The sequence below is a fragment of the Ramlibacter paludis genome (assembly GCF_022012305.1).
Classification (GTDB): Bacteria; Pseudomonadota; Gammaproteobacteria; order Burkholderiales; family Burkholderiaceae_C; genus Ramlibacter; species Ramlibacter paludis.
On sequence record NZ_JAKLTM010000006.1, the window covers coordinates 162,599 to 177,522 of the forward strand.

The following is a 14,924-nucleotide window of genomic DNA, read 5'->3' on the forward strand; positions in this document are numbered from 1 at the left end:
CCACGTTCCTACCAGCCCAGCCCGAAGCGCAGCGCCAGCATCACGCCGGTGCCGCAGACGATGGTGCCGAACAGGTCCTTGCGCCAGACGTAGAAGGCCAGCCCCGCCAGCGCGCCGAAGATGCGTGCGTCCTTCCAGGTGTGGATCAAATGGCCTTGCGTCATCACAACTTCGGGCACCACCACGGCCGCCAGCGCCGCGATGGGCGCATAGCGCAGGCCTTCGCGCAGCCAGCGCGGCATCGGCAGTTCCTGCTCCGGCAGCAGGAAGAAGGCGCGGCACAACAGCGTGACGGCCGCCATGCCCAGGATGGTGAAGAAGATTTCCCAGGAGCTCATCGCGCTGCCTCCGGGCGCGCGTGCTGCGCCAGGATGCCCACGGTGACGGCAGCGGCGATCGCCACCACGATGTTCAGGCGCAGGGGCAGGCCGTAAGCGGCGATGGCGGCGCAGCCGGCAACGATGGCGGCGACCCAGGTCGAGCGGCTGCGCAGCTGGCTGCAGGTGAGCGCCAGCAGGGCCATGGTGCCGGCGAAGCCTATGCCCCACTCCGGCGGAATGGCCTTGCCGGCCACGATGCCGGTGATCACCGCGACCTGCCAGAAGCCGTAGTTGACGACGGCGGCGCCCCAGAAGTAGTCCTCCTGCCCCGGCTCGACCCGCGGCTCGGGATAGCGGCGCAGGAACATGGCGAAGATGGTGTCGCCCATGAAGTAGCTGAGGACGACGCGGCGCCTGCGCGGCAGGTGCGCGAAGTAGGGGCGGTACTGGTAGCTGAAGACCAGGAAGCGCAGGTTGACGCACATGACCGTCGCCCACACGACCCACATCGGCGCGTCGCTGGCGATCAGCGGCAGGGCCGCCACCTGCGAGGAGCCGGCCGAGACCAGGATGGACATCAGGATTGCCAGCGGCACGCTCATGCCGCTCTTGGCCATGGCCACACCCGCTACCAGCCCCCAGGCCGAGATGCCGATGGACATCGGCACGCATTCACGGACACCCGCGCGGACCATGGGCCGCCGCGCCATTTCCACCGCCTGGCGGCGCAGGCCGGCGATGCGCTCTGACAGATGCAAGGCTTCTCCCTATCAACCCCTATTGTCCTTCACCCGGGGATTTCCCACACTGCGCCGCTACCCCCCTCCCGAAGGAAACCTGCATGCGCTGCCTCCTCCTTGCCTGCGCCATCGCCGCCGCCGCGAACGCCCTGCCCGCCGCGGCGCAACCCGCGCCCGAGGTCACCCTCACGCGGCTGGACTGCGGCAACGGCTTCAACGACCAGCGCCGCTTCAGCGACACTTTCGCGTACAGCGACCCGAAGGTGCCTTTCACCTTCAGCTGCTACGTCATCAAGCACGGCGAGGACTACATGGTCTGGGACACCGGCTACCTGCCCGGCTCCAACCCGAACGCTCCCACGATCTCGCTGGGCGACCAGCTCGCGCAGATGAAGGTGCGGCCCGAGCAGGTGAAGTTCGTCGGCATCAGCCACTTCCACGCCGACCACACCGGCCAGCTCGGGACCGTGCCGGGCGCCACGCTGCTGATCGGCGAGCGCGAGTGGGCCGCCCTCACCTCCACGCCGCCGATGACCGGCGCCAACGTGGCCGGCTTCAAGCATTGGCTCACCGGCGGCGGCAAGGTGGAACCGCAGGCCGCCGACAAGGACGTCTTCGGCGACGGCACCGTGATGATCCTGAAGACGCCCGGCCACACGCCCGGCCACCAAGCGCTGCTGGTGCGCCTGAAGGACAAGGGCCCGGTGATCCTGGTCGGCGACGCCGCCCACTTCCACGAGAACTACGAAAGCAACGGGGTGCCGGGCTTCAACTACGACCGCGCGCAGACCGTCGCCTCGCTCGAGCGGATCAAGCAGATCCAGAAGAACCTGAAGGCCACCGTCATCATCCAGCACGACCCGCGCGACGTCGGCAAGCTGCCGGCTTTCCCGGCGGCAGCGCGCTAGCCGGCCGCCGGCAGTTCGATCCGGAGCGTGAGGCCGGCGCCGTCGGCGCGCTCCGCCCAGATGCGGCCGTCGTGCGCCTCCAGGATGGTCCGGCTCACGGCCAGGCCCATGCCGATTCCGTTCGGCTTGGTGGTGACGAAGTGGTCGAAGATCCGCTCGAGTTCCGACTCCGCGATGCCCGGCCCGCTGTCGCGGACCGTCACCGCTATCCGATGCGCGTCGACCCGCCGCGTGCTGACGTGGATCTCGCGCCGCTGCGCATCGGCGGCGTTGATCGCCTCCTGGGCGTTCACCAGCAGGTTCAGCAGCACCTGCCGCAGCTGGATCGCATCGCCCGTCACGGCCGGCAGGTCCGCGGCCAGGTCCGCCGCGACCTCGACGCGATTGCGCACCAGGCTGCCCTTGAGCAGGCGCAGCACGTCCTCCACCACGGCGTTCAGGCTCACCGTCGCATGCTGGGTCGCCCCCTTGCGGAACAGGAGGCGCAGGCGGCTGATGGTTTCTCCGGCATCGCGCGCCGCGGCGGCAATGTCCACCAGCGTCTGGTCGAGCTCCGGGTGCCGCGCATCGATCTGCCGGAAGCGGCGCGCCGCCTGCGCGTTGGCCAGGATGGCCGTGAGCGGCTGCCCGACCTCGTGCGCCAGCGACGCCGACAGTTCGCCCAGCGCGGTGACCCGCTGGGCATGGGCCAGGTCGCTCTCGGCGCGCCGCAGCTCGGTGAGGTCGTAGAAGCTGAAGATGTTGCGTTCGCCGCTGGCCAGCAGGATGCGGTCGGCGTGGACGGCCAGGATGCGCGCCTCGCCTCCGGCCCTCTGGACGGTGAGGACCTCGCCCGTGACCTTGCGGCCTGCGGCGAGCTCGGCGTAGATCCGCTCGCGCGCGCCGGCATCGGCGACCAGGCCGTGCTCGATGGCGCTCCTGCCCAGCGCGTCGCCCGGCGCCAGGCCCAGCGCCTCGATCGCCAGCGCGTTGGCCCGCTCGATCTCGCCGCGCGGCGGCCGGGTGATGACGATGGGCGCGGGCGCGGTGTCGAAGATCTTCTGCAGCGTGCGCTCGTTTTCCTGCAGTTCGCGGCGGCTGCGCTGGTAGGCGATGATGATGATGGAGAACATCAGCGGCACGTTGAACAGCGGGATCACCACGTGGCTGCCCACGCCCTTGCCCAGTACGGACAATGCGATGCCCACGTACCCGACCCACACGAAGATGGTTCCGGCGGCAAACGCATAGCCGGGCAGGCGTTCGGTCGCATACGCCCAGGACAAGGCACTCGCCAGGATCAGCAACTGCGTGAAAAAGCGCGCGTACTCCAGTTCCGCGGGCATGCCGCCCACCAGCCCCGCCAGCGTGAAGGAAAGATCGGCCAGGGCCGTCGCCCCGACGATCCAGGGACGTTTCCAGGGCTTGCCGGGCAACAGGTCGTAAGCGCCCAGCACGAAGAAGAAGGACAGCAGCGCGCTTTGCAGGCTCAGGACCGGCGCCAGTTCCGGCTTGCCCAGCGCGAAAAAGGCGGTCGCCCAGCGGATCCAGCCGAAGGTCCAGCCCAGCGCCCAGAACAGCAGGAACCGCTCGCTGCGGCGCTCGTTCCAGAGATAGAACGCGATGACGGAGCAGGCGAAATTGAGCAATCCGCCGACCAGCAGCGTCTGCAGGGCAAGGGCGTTGGCGGCAGGCACGGTCTATTGTCACGGCTGGGCGGCTTCACACGCCTCCCGGACAAGCCCGGGCTTGCAATCTCGCCGGGGGCGACCAGATGATGCGCCGGCACGCAAGAAAGGAAAGCCCCATGTGGAAACGCATTGCCCTGTTCTGGACGCTGTTTCGCGGCGACGCCCGCCGGCTCTGGGCTGCGCTGCGCCATCCGGCCGCGCCGGGCTGGCTCAAATGGGGCACGGCGCTCACCGTGCTGTACCTGGTGTCGCCGATCGACCTGATCCCGGACGGAATCCCCTTCCTGGGCTGGGCCGACGACCTCGCCGTGGTGACCTTCGCGCTGCGGTGGATGTTGAAGCGGCTGCCGGCGGAAGTGACGGCGCAGCGGGATTGAGTTAACCCAGCTGCCGCTCCAGCTGGTCCAGCACGTCGTAGCAAGGCAGGACCTTCGCCACGCTCGAATTCGGCTCGCGCCCTTCGCGGATCGCGGCGATGAACTCGCGGTCCTGCAGCTCGATGCCGTTCATGGAGACGTCGACCTTGGACACGTCGATCTTCTCCTCCTTGCCGTTGAACAGGTCGTCGTAGCGCGCGATGTAGGTCGCGGTGTCGCCGATGTAGCGGAAGAAGGTGCCGAGCGGGCCGTCGTTGTTGAACGAGAGCGAAAGCGTGCAGATGGCGCCGTTGGCGGCCTTCAGCTGGATGCTCATGTCCATCGCGATTCCCAGCTGCGGATGGATCGGGCCTTGCACGACGTTGGCCTTCACGATGGGGCTGCCGCACTGGTAGGCGAACAGGTCCACCGTGTGCGCGGCGTGGTGCCACAGCAGGTGGTCGGTCCAGCTGCGCGCCTGGCCGAGTGCGTTCATGTTCGTGCGACGGAAGAAGTAGGTCTGCACGTCCATCTGCTGGATGTTGAACTCGCCGGCCTGGATCTTCTTGTGCACGTACTGGTGGCTCGGGTTGAAGCGGCGCGTATGGCCCACCATCGCGACCAGGCCCGTCTTCTGCTGCATCGCGACGACGGCCTTGCCCTCTTCGAGCTTGTCGCACAGCGGGATCTCCACCTGCACGTGCTTGCCGGCCTTCATGGCGGCGATGGATTGCTCCGCGTGCATCTGCGTCGGCGTGCACAGGATGACGGCATCGACGTCGGGGCGCGCCAGCGCTTCGTCGAGGTTGGTCGTGACGTGCTTCGCGCCGTACTTCTTCGCGACTTCCTCGGCCTTGGGCAGCTCGCGGCCGATGATGGACGTGACTTCCACGCCTTCGATGTTCTTCAGGCCATCGAGGTGCTTGATGCCGAAGGCGCCGGGCCCCGCCAGGGCGATGCGGACGGTCTTGCTCATTGCTGGTTCTCCAGGATCAGGTGGCCGACGGCCGTGTTCGATGCGGGCACGTGGTAGAAGCGGTGCTTCACGAGCGGCTTCCTGCCGCCCGCGCCGCCGACGTCGGCCATCGCGCCGCGCGCGATCAGCCACATCACGAGCTCGATGCCTTCGCTGCCCGCTTCGTTCACGTATTCGATGTGGCTGACCTTCGCCAGCGCTTCCGGGTCTTCGATCAGGCGATCGAGGAACTTGTTGTCCCACTCGCGGTTGATCAGGCCGGCGCGCGGCCCCTGCAGCTGGTGGCTCATGCCGCCCGTGCCCCAGATCTGCACGTTCAGGTCTTCGTCGAAGCTCTCGACCGCCTTGCGGATCGCCTGCCCCAGCTTGAAGCAGCGCATGCCGCTGGGCACCGGGTACTGCACGACGTTGACGGCGAACGGGATCACCTTGAACGGCCATTCCTTCGGCTGGCCGCACATCAGCGACAGCGGCACGGTCAGGCCGTGGTCGACGTCCATCTTGTTGACGATGGTGAGGTCGAAGTCCTGCTGGATCACCGAGTGCGCGATGTGCGATGCGAGCTCGGGCGCGCCTTCCACCCTGGGCACGGGCCGCGGGCCCCAGCCCTCGTCGGCCACCGCGTATTCGGCGGCGGTGCCGATCGCGAAGGTCGGGATCATCTCCAGGCTGAAGGCGGTGGCGTGGTCGTTGAAGACCAGGAACACCACGTCGGGCTTGTTCTCCTTGATCCACTGGCGCGAGAAGTCGTAGCCGGCGAAGACCTTCTGCCAGTACGGCTCCTTGTCCTTGCCCAGGTCCATGGCCGCGCCGATGGCGGGCACGTGCGAGGTGTAGACGGATGCGGTGATGCGGGCCATTACTTTTTCTCTTCCTTGCCGATCCAGGTGGCGGGGCGGCCGCCGCCGATCATCATGTCGCGGTAGGCCTCCTCGCTCATGCCGGTCATGGAACCGGCCATCTGCTGGAAGCTCTTGCCGTCGGTGGCGCCGATCTTGGCCAGGAAGTAGATGTTGCCGCCCAGCGCGATGCAGCGGTTCAGGTCGCGCGCCAGCACGGCCTGCTTCTGGTCTTCCGTCATCGGCCACTGGTCCAGGTAGCCGCGCTCGTCGGCCTTGAACTTCTCGCGGTTCTCGGCCTTCATCAGCGACATGCAGAACTGGTTGAGCCAGTAACCCTTGCGGCTCTGGTCGGCGTCGAAGATCGTCGTGCCGGGAATGTTGGCGTACGGTTTCTCGAGGGCCATGTCACTTCTCCTCCGGCCAGTACAGCCGGTTGGGGTTGTCCACCAGCAGCTTCTGCTGCAGCTCGCGGGTCGGCGCGATGTGCGGAATGAAGTCGACCAGCAGGCCGTCGTCCGGCATGTGGCCCTTCAGGTTGGGATGCGGCCAGTCGGTGCCCCACAGCACGCGGTCGGGGAAGCTCTCGACGACCTTGCGGGCGAACGGAACCACGTCGCGGTAGGCATTGCGCTCGCCATTCAAGGCGGGCGGGCCGGCCACCGACAGGCGCTCGGGGCAGCTCACCTTGCTCCAGACGTTGGGATGCTCGCGCATGAACTTCAGGAACAGTTCGAATTCGGGCCCGTCGACCGGCTTGGTGACGTCGGGCCGGCCCATGTGGTCGACGACCACGGTGGTCGGCAGGCCGGTGAAGAAGTCCCACAGCTCCGGCAGGTCGACCGCCTCGAAGTAGATCACCACGTGCCAGCCCAGCTTGGCGACGCGGCCGGCGATCTCCATCAGTTCGTCCTTGGGCGTGAAGTCCACCAGCCGCTTGACGAAGTTGAAGCGCACGCCACGCACGCCGGCGGCATGCATGTCCTGCAGTTCCTGGTCGGTCACGCTGCGCTTGACGGTCGCCACGCCCTTGGCCTTGCCGTTGGAGGACTTCAGCGCATCGACCAGCGCGCGGTTGTCCGCGCCATGGCAGGTGGCCTGCACGATCACGTTCCTGGCGAAGCCCAGGTGGTCGCGCAGCGCGAACAGCTGCTGCTTGCTGGCGTCGCAAGGCGTGTACTTGCGCTCGGGCGCGTAGGGAAATTCGGCGCCGGGGCCGAAGACGTGGCAGTGCGCGTCGACGGCGTTGGGCGGCAGCTTGAACTGCGGCTTGCTCGGACCGGCATACCAGTCGAGCCAGCCGGGCGTTTTCTCGAATCCACCGGTGGTGGGTTTGCTCATGGCTTGCGCTTCAGTCGATGTAGCGCAGGCCGGCTTTTTCGAGCGGCTCGCGCATCTTGTACATGTCCAGGCCCAGCACCCCGCTGGCCAGCTTGGCGCGCTTCTCGCCTTCGTTGGCTTCGCGCGCGGTGGCGGCATCCAGGGTCTTCTTCGCCAGGGCGGCTGGCACGCAGACCACGCCGTCATCGTCGGCCACGATCACATCGCCGGGGTGCACCAGCGCGCCGGCGCAGACCACCGGGATGTTCACCGACCCCAGCGTGGCCTTGACGGTGCCCTTGGAGCTGATGGCGCGGCTCCAGACCGGGAAGTTCATCTCGGTCAGCGTCTTCACGTCGCGCACGCCGGCGTCGATCACCAGCGCCCGGGCGCCACGCGCCTGGAAGGACGTGGCCAGCAGGTCGCCGAAGAAGCCGTCGGTGTTGTCGGTGGTGCAGGCGGCAATCACGATGTCGCCCGGCTGGATCTGCTCGGCCACCACGTGCAGCATCCAGTTGTCGCCCGGCTGCAGCAGCACGGTGACGGCGGTGCCGGAGACCTGCGCACCGGGATAGATCGGCCGCATGTAGGGTTTCAACAGGCCGACGCGGCCCATGGCTTCGTGCACCGTGGAGGCGCCCAGCTTGGCCAGCGCGTCGGCGGTCGCGCGGTCGGCGCGCTTGATGTTGCGATAGACAACGCCCAGTTCGTACATGGTCAACGTCCTTGTTGCTTCAGCTTCTTGTCCAGCCGCGGGAACACGCGGCGTGTGTTGGCTTCGAAGATCTGGTGCTTGTCGGCCGCACTCAGGATGGTCGAAGCGTCGATGTATTTCTTGGTGTCGTCGTAGTAGTTGCCGGTTTCCGGGTCGATGCCGCGCACGGCGCCGATCATCTCGGAGGCGAACAGCACGTTCTTGACCGGGATCACCGTGTTGAGCAGGTCGATGCCCGGCTGGTGGTAGACGCAGGTGTCGAAGAACACGTTGTTCAGCAGATGGTCCTTGAGCAGCGGGCGCTTCATCTCCTGCGCCAGCCCGCGGAAGCGGCCCCAGTGGTACGGCACCGCGCCGCCGCCGTGGGGGATCAGGAAGCGCAGCGTCGGGAAGTCCTTGAACAGGTCGCCCTGGACCAGCTGCATGAAGGCCGTGGTGTCGGCGTTCAGGTAGTGCGCGCCCGTCGTGTGGAAGGCCGGGTTGCAGCTGGTCGACACGTGGATCATCGCCGGGATGTCGTACTCCACCATCTTCTCGTAGATGGGGTACCACTGGCGGTCGGTCAGCGGCGGGCTGTTCCAGTGGCCGCCGGACGGATCGGGATTGAGGTTGATGCCGACGTTGCCGTACTGCTCGACGCACTTCACCAGTTCCGGGATGCAGGTCTCGGGCGCCACGCCCGGCGACTGCGGCAGCATCGCCACCGGCACGAAGTGCTCCGGAAACAGCTGGCTCACGCGGAAGCACAGCTCGTTGCAGATCGCCGCCCAGGTGCTGGAGACCTGGAAGTCGCCGATGTGGTGGGCCATGAAGCTCGCGCGCGGCGAGAACAGCGTGAGGTCGTTGCCGCGCTCCTTCATCAGGCGCAGCTGGTTGCTGCGGATGGTCTCGCGGATGTCGTCGTCGCTGATCTTCAGCTCGGACACCTTGGGCATCTGCGCCGGGTCCTTGATGCCGGCGATCTGCCGGTTGCGCCACTCCTCCAGCTGCTTGGGCGCGGTGGTGTAGTGGCCGTGGCAATCGATGATCAGGCTCATCTCGTCTCTTCCTCGTGGGATGCCCAGGGGGCTGGATTCAGGCGGGGTCCATCCCGTGGCTGCGCTTGGCGGCCGCAGTGGCGGACGACGCCAGGTACGCGAACAGGGACCGCACGGCCTCGGGCTGCGCCGAGGCGGCGCACAGGCCGGCGGAGAAGGTGGTGGTGATCTGCACGGCGGCCGGCAGCGGCCCGACGACGGTGATGCCTTGCAGGTGCATCAGCTCGCTCAGTTGCTGGAAGCCGAGGGCGACTTCGCCGCGTGCCACCAGGCTGCCGACCGGCACGCCCGGCGGTGCCTGCAGCAGCCGGCCCTGCAGCTGCTCCGCGATGCCCCAGCGCTCGAACTGCTTGACCAGCGCGACACCGCTCGGCCCGGTGGAATAGCCGACGCTCTTCGCCGCCAGCACGGCGCGCTTCAATGCGTCTTCGGTGGAAATATCGGGGGCCGGTTCGCCCGCGCGTACGGCGACGGCCACGCCGGAGTGCACCAGGTCCACGCGGCTGCCCGGGACCACGCGGCCGGCGGCCGCCAGCTTGTCGATGGCATCGGCCGCCAGCACCACGAAGTCGAAGTACTCGCCGCCCTGCACGCGCTTGGCCGCATCGACGCCGCCCACCGATTCGATGGCGACCGGCGCGCCGGACTGCTTCTCGTAGCCGGCAGCCAGCTCGCCCAGCACCTGGCGGGTGGCCATCGACGAAATACCCTGGATCACCGCAGTCATGGCGGGGATTGTGGTCGCGCCCCGGGGGAAACAGAAGCGCGGCAGCCGACTACCAGCTATACCGCTTCGGCATAATTACTGCAAAGCTATACCGGATTCCATGGACCTCAAGCAGCTCGAGTATTTCGTGCGCGTCGCCGAACTGGGCAGTTTCACGCGCGCCGCCAGCGAGCTCGACGTGGCCCAGCCCGCGCTGAGCCGCCAGGTCCGCCTGCTCGAGGTGGAGCTGCGCCAGACCCTGCTGGTGCGCAACGGCCGCGGGGCGGTGCCGACCGAGGCGGGCAAGCTGCTGCTCGATCACGGGCGCGGCATCCTGTACCAGGTGGAGCGCGCGCGTGAAGACCTGGGGCGCCTGCGGGGCGGCCTGGCGGGACGGGTGGCCGTCGGCTTGCCCAGCAGCGTGGCTCGGGTGCTGACCGTTCCGCTCACCCGCGCGTTCCGCGAGGCGCTGCCCGAGGCCAAGCTCTCGATCAGCGAAGGCTTGTCGGCGGGCCTCCAGCAGGGCCTGGCCGCCGGCCGGCTGGACATCGTCGTGCTGTACAACGCCCAGCCTTCGCGCGAGCTCGACGTGAGCCCGCTCTTCGACGAGGACCTCCTGCTGGTGCGCGCCCGCCCGCCTGGCCTGCACGAGGACCCGCCGCCGGGGCCGGTGGACCTGGCCGAGGTCGCCAGGCTGCCGCTGGTGATCCCGAGCCGCCCGAATGCGATCCGCATGCACGTCGAAGCCGAGATGGCCGACATCGGCTGCCGGCCCAACGTGGCGCTGGAGATCGACGGCGTGTCGGCGATCCTGGACCTGGTGCTCGATGGCGCCGGCTGCGCCATCCTGTCGCGCAATGCCTTGCTGCACACGCCGCGGCCTTCGGCCTATACCGCGCAGCAGATCGGCACTCCGCCGCTGCGCATCCGGCTGTCGCTCGCCACCAGCCTGCAGCGGCCGGCGACGCCGGTGCAGAAGGCGGCGCTGGACCTGATCCGGAAGACCGCGCCCGGGGTGGTGGCGCACGTGTAGGCCGGGGTGGCAACCCCGGCTCTCCCTTTCTACTGCTTCGGAATCTTCGCCCGCTCGATCACGCCGCTCCAGCGCTTGATGTCGCTCGCGAGCAGGCCGGCGAGCTGCTCCGGCGTGCTGGAGGCCGCATCCACGTCCAGCTCCGCCAGCTTCTTCTTCAGGTCCGCACTCGCCAGCGCCGCCTGCAGCTCCCGGTTCAGGCGGACGACGACGTCGCGCGGCGTCTTCGCCGGCGCCGCCAGGGCGTTCCAGGAAGCGATGTGCAGCTGCTGCAGCGCGCCGCCGGTCTCCGAAGCCGTCGGCACGTCAGGCATGCCGGCCGGCCGCTTCTGGCCGAAGGTCGCCAGCGCGCGTACCGCCTTGGACGTCACTTGCGACTTCATCGGCGCGAGGATTTCCACCGCCGCATCGACCGTGCCGCCGCGCAGCGCCGTGATCACCGCCGGCGTCCCGTTGAAAGGCACCACCTGCGCATCGATGCCGGCCGTCGTCTTGAAGAGTTCCGCGGCCAGGTTCTGCGTGCTGCCCACCGCGATGGTCGCGATGTTCAGCTTGCCGGGCCGTGCCTTGGCGTCGGCCAGCAGGTCACCCAGCGTCTTGTAGCGCGAGTTCTCCGGGACGAAGACCGCGATGTCGAAAGTGCCCAGCAGCGAGATCGGCGCGAAGTCCTTCTGCGCATCGAAGGGCAGCTTGTTGAACAGGCCCGCGCTGACCGCGGTGCCGTTGGACATCAGCAGCAGCGTGGTGCCGTCCGGTTCGGCATGGGCGACGACGTCACCCGCGGTGACACCGCCCGCGCCCGGGCGGTTGTCGATGATCACGCCCTGCCCGATCTGTTCGCTCAGCTTTTGGCCCACCGCGCGCGCCGTCAGGTCGGCGACGCCGCCGGCGCCGAAGGGCACCACGATTCGGATCGGCTTGCCCGGCCACCTGGCCTGGCCGAAGGCGGTGGAGGTGCAGGCCGCGAGCAAGGCGGCCAAGGTCTGCCGGCGCGAGAGCTTCATGCCTTCATCGTGCCACACCGAGCAGCCGGTCCAGCAGCTCGGGGGCGGCGCGCAGGGCCTTGGCGCTGTCCGCATGCACCACCGTTCCGTGGTCCAGCACGATGGCCGTGTCGGAGATCGCCAGGATCGCCTGCGGATGCTGCTCCACGATGATGGCCGACAAGCCCTCCTCGCGCGTGATGCGCGAGATCGCCTTCAAGAGCTCGCTGACGATGATCGGCGCCAGGCCTTCCAGCGGCTCGTCCAGCAGCAGCAGCTTGGGGTTGACCACCAGCGCGCGGCCCATGGCCAGCATCTGCTGCTCGCCGCCCGAGAGCTGCGTGCCCAGGTTGGACTTGCGTTCGGCCAGGCGCGGGAACATCTCGTAGACGCGCTCCGGCGTCCAGCGCCCGGGCCGCGCCACCGCCGTGAGGTTCTCGTGCACGGTGAGCGACTTGAAGATGTTGCGCTCCTGCGGCACCCAGCCGATGCCGGCCGCGGCGCGCTGGTGCGAAGGCAGCTTGTGCAGCGCCACGCCGCCCAGCGTGATGCTGCCGCCATGCTGGCGCGTCGCGCCGGCCAGCGTGTTGATCAGCGTGGTCTTGCCGGTGCCGTTGCGTCCCAGCAGGGCCAGCGTGGCGCCTTCGTCCAGGGCGAAGGAGATGCCGTTCAGCACCACCGCCTCGCCGTAGCCGGCGCTCAGGTTCTCGACCTTCAGGAGTTCAGCCATGCGCTTCCTCCCCGTGACCGAGGTAGACGGCCTTCACCTCGGGATCGGCGGCGATTTCCTCCGGCGTGCCTTCGGTGAGCACCGCGCCGTTCACCAGCACGGTCATGCGGTCGGCAAAGCTGAAGACGAGATCCATGTCGTGTTCGATCAGCAGCACCGAGACGTCGGCCGGCAGCGCGGCCACGGTCTGCAGCAGTTCCTCGCGCTCGCCGGCGGGAACACCCGCGACCGGCTCGTCGAGCAGCAGCACGCGCGGCTCGCAGGCCAGCGCGATCGCGATCTCCAGCAGGCGGCGCTTGCCGTAGGCCAGCACTTCGGTCTTCTGGTTCATCACCTCGGTCAGGTGGAACTGCGCCAGCAGCTGCTCGGCGCGTTCGGCCACCGCGGCGTGGCTGCCGAGGGACGGCCACCAGCGCGCGCCGAGGCCGCGCTGCTGCGCGACCACCAGCGCCAGCGTCTGCAGCGGCGTCATCGAGGCGAACAGCTGGTTGATCTGGAAGGTGCGGACCATGCCGCGCCGCACGCGCTTGTACGGCGCGAGGCGGCTGATGTCCTCGCCCTCCAGGATGATGGTGCCTTCGGTGGGCTCGAGGACGCCGGTCAGCAGGTTGATCAGCGTCGTCTTGCCGGCGCCGTTGGGGCCGATCAGGGCGTGGCGGGCGCCGCGCCGCAGGTTCAGCGTGACGTTCTGGGTGGCGGTGATGCCGCCGAAGCGCTTGACCAGGCCTTGCGCGGAAAGGACGTGTTCGCTCATCGCGCCGCCCCCCGCTTGATCCAGGTCCAGGGCTTGAAGATGCGATCACGGCCCACCAGCACCAGCACCACCAGGAACAGGCCGATCCAGAAGGTCCAGTACTGCGGCGTGATCTGCGAGATGAAGTCCTGCAGCAGCTTGAACACGATGGCACCGGTGATGCCGCCATAGAGCCAGCCCACGCCGCCGATCACCAGCATCAGCATGACGTCGGCGGAGCGGTGGAACTCGAACACGTCGAGCGAGGCGAAGCCGGAGGTCTGCGTGAACAGCGCGCCGGCCGCACCGGCCAGCGCCGCCGCCACGGTGTAGATCGCTATCAGGCGCGCGTGCACCGGGATGCCGATGGCCATGGCGCGCAGGCGGTTGTCGCGGATCGCCTTCAGCGTGGCGCCGAAGGGCGAGTTGACGATGCGCCGCGCGACGAGGAACAGCACCAGCAGCACGACCAGCGAATACATCGAGGCGACCTTGCCGGCCAGGTCGAACTCGAACTTGCCGAGCAGCGGCGAGAACACCAGGCCCTGGATGCCGTCGGTGCCGCCGGTCAGCCAGTCCAGCTTGTTGGCCAGCTCCAGCAGGATCAGCGCCACGCCCAGGGTCACCATCAGGCGCGTGAGGTCGGAGCCGCGCAGCACGGTCAGGCTGGCCACCAGTCCCAGCAGCGCCGCGGCGGCCATGGCCACCAGCAGGCCCACGTGCGGATCGGGCATCACGTGCTTGCAGAAGAGCGCCGCGGTGTAGGCGCCCAGGCCGAAGAAGGCGGCATGGCCCAGCGACACGATGCCGCCGAAACCCAGCACCAGGTCGAGCGAGACGGCGAACAGCGCGAAGATGGCGATCTCGTTGACGATCAGCGCGTGCGAGGGAAACACCAGCGGCGCCGCGAAGATCGCGAGCCACAGCACCGGCTCCCACCACTTCATGCGGCTGTCGCCGCGCAGGCTTTGCAAAGCGTTCATGCCTTGCCGCCTTGCCGCACGAACAGGCCGTTCGGCTTCCACAGCAGGATCACGATCATCAGGCTGTAGACGATGAAGGCGCCCATCTTGGGGATGTAGTACTTGCCGGCCACGTCGGCGATGCCGAGCAGCAGGGCCGCCAGCAACGGGCCGGTGATGGACGACGTGCCGCCCACCGCCACGACGATCAGGAAATAGATCATGAACTTGAGCGGGAAGCTCGGATCGAGGCCGAGCACTTCGGCGCCCAGCGCACCGCCCAGGCCGGCCAGGCCGGAGCCGAAGGCGAAGGTGGAGAGGAACACGATGTTGACGTTGATGCCCATGCCCGCCGCGACCCGCTGGTCGTCGACCGAAGCGCGCAGGCGGCTGCCGAAGCGCGTCTTCGCCAGGATGTACTGCAGGCCCACCGTGAGCGCTGCGCAGACGGCGATGATGAACAGCCGGTAGTGGCCCATCCCCAGCGAGCCGATCTCGGTGCGGCCCTTGAGCCACGCCGGCAACTGGATGATCTGCTGGGTGGAGCCGACGTAGTAGTCGACCGCCGCCACCGCCATGAACACCAGCCCGATCGAGAACAGCACCTGGTCCAGGTGCGGCTTGCTGTAGAGCGGCCGGTACAGCGTGCGTTCGAGCACCGCCCCGAGCAGCGCGGAGCCGGCAAACGCGACCGGCAGGCAGACCAGGAAAGGCACGTCCAGGCGCTGCATCAGCAGCACCGTGATGTAGCCGCCGACCATGGCGAAGGCGCCGTGGGCCAGGTTGATGAAGTTCATCAGGCCCATGGTCACTGCCAGTCCGACCGCGAGCACGAACAGCAGCATGCCGTAGGCGATGCCGTCGAAGAGGATGGTGAGCATTTGGGGAGGGGCTAG

Annotated in this window: 18 protein-coding genes; 3 read left to right on the top strand and 15 right to left on the bottom strand. The window is 68.2% G+C overall.

Annotated elements, in window-relative coordinates:
• Positions 1-8: 8 nt before the first annotated feature.
• Together LZ009_RS20295 and LZ009_RS20300 are read right to left on the bottom strand one after the other, a co-directional pair.
• Positions 9-338: an AzlD domain-containing protein gene (locus tag LZ009_RS20295; RefSeq protein ID WP_275699794.1), complete on the bottom strand. Its 330-nt coding sequence runs from the start codon at positions 336-338 to the stop codon at positions 9-11.
• Positions 335-1,072 (bottom strand): AzlC family ABC transporter permease, encoded by a 738-nt coding sequence (locus tag LZ009_RS20300; RefSeq protein ID WP_430300400.1) that lies wholly within the window; start codon positions 1,070-1,072, stop codon positions 335-337. The genes LZ009_RS20295 and LZ009_RS20300 overlap by 4 nt, the downstream gene beginning before the upstream one ends.
• Before the next feature lie 89 nt (positions 1,073-1,161).
• Here LZ009_RS20300 and LZ009_RS20305 point away from each other — a divergent pair, with 89 nt between their 5' ends.
• The gene (locus LZ009_RS20305) at positions 1,162-1,968 is read left to right on the top strand and encodes an N-acyl homoserine lactonase family protein (protein WP_275699796.1); all 807 of its coding nucleotides are present in this window, start codon (positions 1,162-1,164) and stop codon (positions 1,966-1,968) included.
• Here LZ009_RS20305 and LZ009_RS20310 read toward each other — a convergent pair.
• The gene (locus LZ009_RS20310; protein ID WP_275699797.1) at positions 1,965-3,644 is read right to left on the bottom strand and encodes a sensor histidine kinase; all 1,680 of its coding nucleotides are present in this window, start codon (positions 3,642-3,644) and stop codon (positions 1,965-1,967) included. The genes LZ009_RS20305 and LZ009_RS20310 overlap by 4 nt on opposite strands.
• 110 nt (positions 3,645-3,754) lie before the next feature.
• Here LZ009_RS20310 and LZ009_RS20315 point away from each other — a divergent pair, with 110 nt between their 5' ends.
• Positions 3,755-4,015: a YkvA family protein gene (locus tag LZ009_RS20315; RefSeq protein ID WP_275699798.1), complete on the top strand. Its 261-nt coding sequence runs from the start codon at positions 3,755-3,757 to the stop codon at positions 4,013-4,015.
• 1 nt (position 4,016) lies between these two features.
• Here LZ009_RS20315 and LZ009_RS20320 read toward each other — a convergent pair whose 3' ends face one another.
• Genes LZ009_RS20320 through LZ009_RS20350 form a run of 7 tightly spaced genes read right to left on the bottom strand, consistent with a single transcriptional unit; the run spans position 4,017 to position 9,608 of the window.
• Entirely contained in the window at positions 4,017-4,970 is a 954-nt protein-coding gene (locus LZ009_RS20320) for a Gfo/Idh/MocA family oxidoreductase (protein WP_275699799.1), read from the bottom strand.
• The gene (locus LZ009_RS20325) at positions 4,967-5,830 is read right to left on the bottom strand and encodes a class III extradiol dioxygenase subunit beta (protein WP_275699800.1); all 864 of its coding nucleotides are present in this window, start codon (positions 5,828-5,830) and stop codon (positions 4,967-4,969) included. Before LZ009_RS20325 ends, LZ009_RS20320 begins: the two co-directional genes overlap by 4 nt.
• Positions 5,830-6,216, bottom strand: coding sequence for a protocatechuate 4,5-dioxygenase subunit alpha (ligA, locus tag LZ009_RS20330; RefSeq protein ID WP_275699801.1), 387 nt, complete (start codon positions 6,214-6,216; stop codon positions 5,830-5,832). Before ligA ends, LZ009_RS20325 begins: the two co-directional genes overlap by 1 nt.
• Position 6,217: 1 nt before the next feature.
• Positions 6,218-7,150, bottom strand: coding sequence for an amidohydrolase family protein (locus tag LZ009_RS20335; protein ID WP_275699802.1), 933 nt, complete (start codon positions 7,148-7,150; stop codon positions 6,218-6,220).
• 10 nt (positions 7,151-7,160) lie between these two features.
• Positions 7,161-7,844, bottom strand: a complete 684-nt coding sequence (ligK, locus tag LZ009_RS20340) for a 4-carboxy-4-hydroxy-2-oxoadipate aldolase/oxaloacetate decarboxylase (protein WP_275699803.1) — start codon at positions 7,842-7,844, stop codon at positions 7,161-7,163.
• 2 nt (positions 7,845-7,846) lie between these two features.
• Positions 7,847-8,881: an amidohydrolase family protein gene (locus LZ009_RS20345; RefSeq protein WP_275699804.1), complete on the bottom strand. Its 1,035-nt coding sequence runs from the start codon at positions 8,879-8,881 to the stop codon at positions 7,847-7,849.
• A 37-nt stretch (positions 8,882-8,918) separates the two neighbouring features.
• Positions 8,919-9,608 (bottom strand): substrate-binding domain-containing protein, encoded by a 690-nt coding sequence (locus tag LZ009_RS20350; protein WP_275699805.1) that lies wholly within the window; start codon positions 9,606-9,608, stop codon positions 8,919-8,921.
• 100 nt (positions 9,609-9,708) lie between these two features.
• Between LZ009_RS20350 and LZ009_RS20355 the strand changes: the two genes are divergently transcribed.
• A complete protein-coding gene (locus tag LZ009_RS20355; RefSeq protein WP_275699806.1) occupies positions 9,709-10,620 on the top strand; it encodes a LysR substrate-binding domain-containing protein in 912 nt (303 codons plus the stop codon).
• A 29-nt stretch (positions 10,621-10,649) separates the two neighbouring features.
• Here the strand turns inward: LZ009_RS20355 and LZ009_RS20360 are convergent, their stop codons facing one another.
• The 5 genes from LZ009_RS20360 to LZ009_RS20380 are packed head-to-tail and all read right to left on the bottom strand — an operon-like array spanning position 10,650 to position 14,909.
• Positions 10,650-11,624, bottom strand: coding sequence for a Bug family tripartite tricarboxylate transporter substrate binding protein (locus LZ009_RS20360; RefSeq protein WP_275699807.1), 975 nt, complete (start codon positions 11,622-11,624; stop codon positions 10,650-10,652).
• Between the two features lie 4 nt (positions 11,625-11,628).
• On the bottom strand, positions 11,629-12,333 hold the full coding sequence (locus tag LZ009_RS20365) for an ABC transporter ATP-binding protein (protein WP_275699808.1): 705 nt from the start codon (positions 12,331-12,333) through the stop codon (positions 11,629-11,631).
• The gene (locus LZ009_RS20370; protein ID WP_275699809.1) at positions 12,326-13,087 is read right to left on the bottom strand and encodes an ABC transporter ATP-binding protein; all 762 of its coding nucleotides are present in this window, start codon (positions 13,085-13,087) and stop codon (positions 12,326-12,328) included. Before LZ009_RS20370 ends, LZ009_RS20365 begins: the two co-directional genes overlap by 8 nt.
• Positions 13,084-14,049, bottom strand: coding sequence for a branched-chain amino acid ABC transporter permease (locus tag LZ009_RS20375; RefSeq protein WP_275699810.1), 966 nt, complete (start codon positions 14,047-14,049; stop codon positions 13,084-13,086). Before LZ009_RS20375 ends, LZ009_RS20370 begins: the two co-directional genes overlap by 4 nt.
• Positions 14,046-14,909, bottom strand: coding sequence for a branched-chain amino acid ABC transporter permease (locus tag LZ009_RS20380; RefSeq protein ID WP_275699811.1), 864 nt, complete (start codon positions 14,907-14,909; stop codon positions 14,046-14,048). The genes LZ009_RS20375 and LZ009_RS20380 overlap by 4 nt, the downstream gene beginning before the upstream one ends.
• Positions 14,910-14,924: the final 15 nt, after the last annotated feature.

Excerpts from the sequence above, each read along its gene's own strand:
- LZ009_RS20295 (WP_275699794.1), bottom strand. The coding sequence starts at position 338 with ATGAGCTCCTGGGAAATCTTCTTCACCATCCTGGGCATGGCGGCCGTC.
- LZ009_RS20305 (WP_275699796.1), top strand. The coding sequence starts at position 1,162 with ATGCGCTGCCTCCTCCTTGCCTGCGCCATCGCCGCCGCCGCGAACGCC.
- LZ009_RS20315 (WP_275699798.1), top strand. The coding sequence starts at position 3,755 with ATGTGGAAACGCATTGCCCTGTTCTGGACGCTGTTTCGCGGCGACGCC.
- LZ009_RS20320 (WP_275699799.1), bottom strand. The coding sequence starts at position 4,970 with ATGAGCAAGACCGTCCGCATCGCCCTGGCGGGGCCCGGCGCCTTCGGC.
- LZ009_RS20325 (WP_275699800.1), bottom strand. The coding sequence starts at position 5,830 with ATGGCCCGCATCACCGCATCCGTCTACACCTCGCACGTGCCCGCCATC.
- ligA (WP_275699801.1), bottom strand. The coding sequence starts at position 6,216 with ATGGCCCTCGAGAAACCGTACGCCAACATTCCCGGCACGACGATCTTC.
- LZ009_RS20335 (WP_275699802.1), bottom strand. The coding sequence starts at position 7,150 with ATGAGCAAACCCACCACCGGTGGATTCGAGAAAACGCCCGGCTGGCTC.
- ligK (WP_275699803.1), bottom strand. The coding sequence starts at position 7,844 with ATGTACGAACTGGGCGTTGTCTATCGCAACATCAAGCGCGCCGACCGC.
- LZ009_RS20345 (WP_275699804.1), bottom strand. The coding sequence starts at position 8,881 with ATGAGCCTGATCATCGATTGCCACGGCCACTACACCACCGCGCCCAAG.
- LZ009_RS20350 (WP_275699805.1), bottom strand. The coding sequence starts at position 9,608 with ATGACTGCGGTGATCCAGGGTATTTCGTCGATGGCCACCCGCCAGGTG.
- LZ009_RS20355 (WP_275699806.1), top strand. The coding sequence starts at position 9,709 with ATGGACCTCAAGCAGCTCGAGTATTTCGTGCGCGTCGCCGAACTGGGC.
- LZ009_RS20360 (WP_275699807.1), bottom strand. The coding sequence starts at position 11,624 with ATGAAGCTCTCGCGCCGGCAGACCTTGGCCGCCTTGCTCGCGGCCTGC.
- LZ009_RS20365 (WP_275699808.1), bottom strand. The coding sequence starts at position 12,333 with ATGGCTGAACTCCTGAAGGTCGAGAACCTGAGCGCCGGCTACGGCGAG.
- LZ009_RS20370 (WP_275699809.1), bottom strand. The coding sequence starts at position 13,087 with ATGAGCGAACACGTCCTTTCCGCGCAAGGCCTGGTCAAGCGCTTCGGC.
- LZ009_RS20375 (WP_275699810.1), bottom strand. The coding sequence starts at position 14,049 with ATGAACGCTTTGCAAAGCCTGCGCGGCGACAGCCGCATGAAGTGGTGG.
- LZ009_RS20380 (WP_275699811.1), bottom strand. The coding sequence starts at position 14,909 with ATGCTCACCATCCTCTTCGACGGCATCGCCTACGGCATGCTGCTGTTC.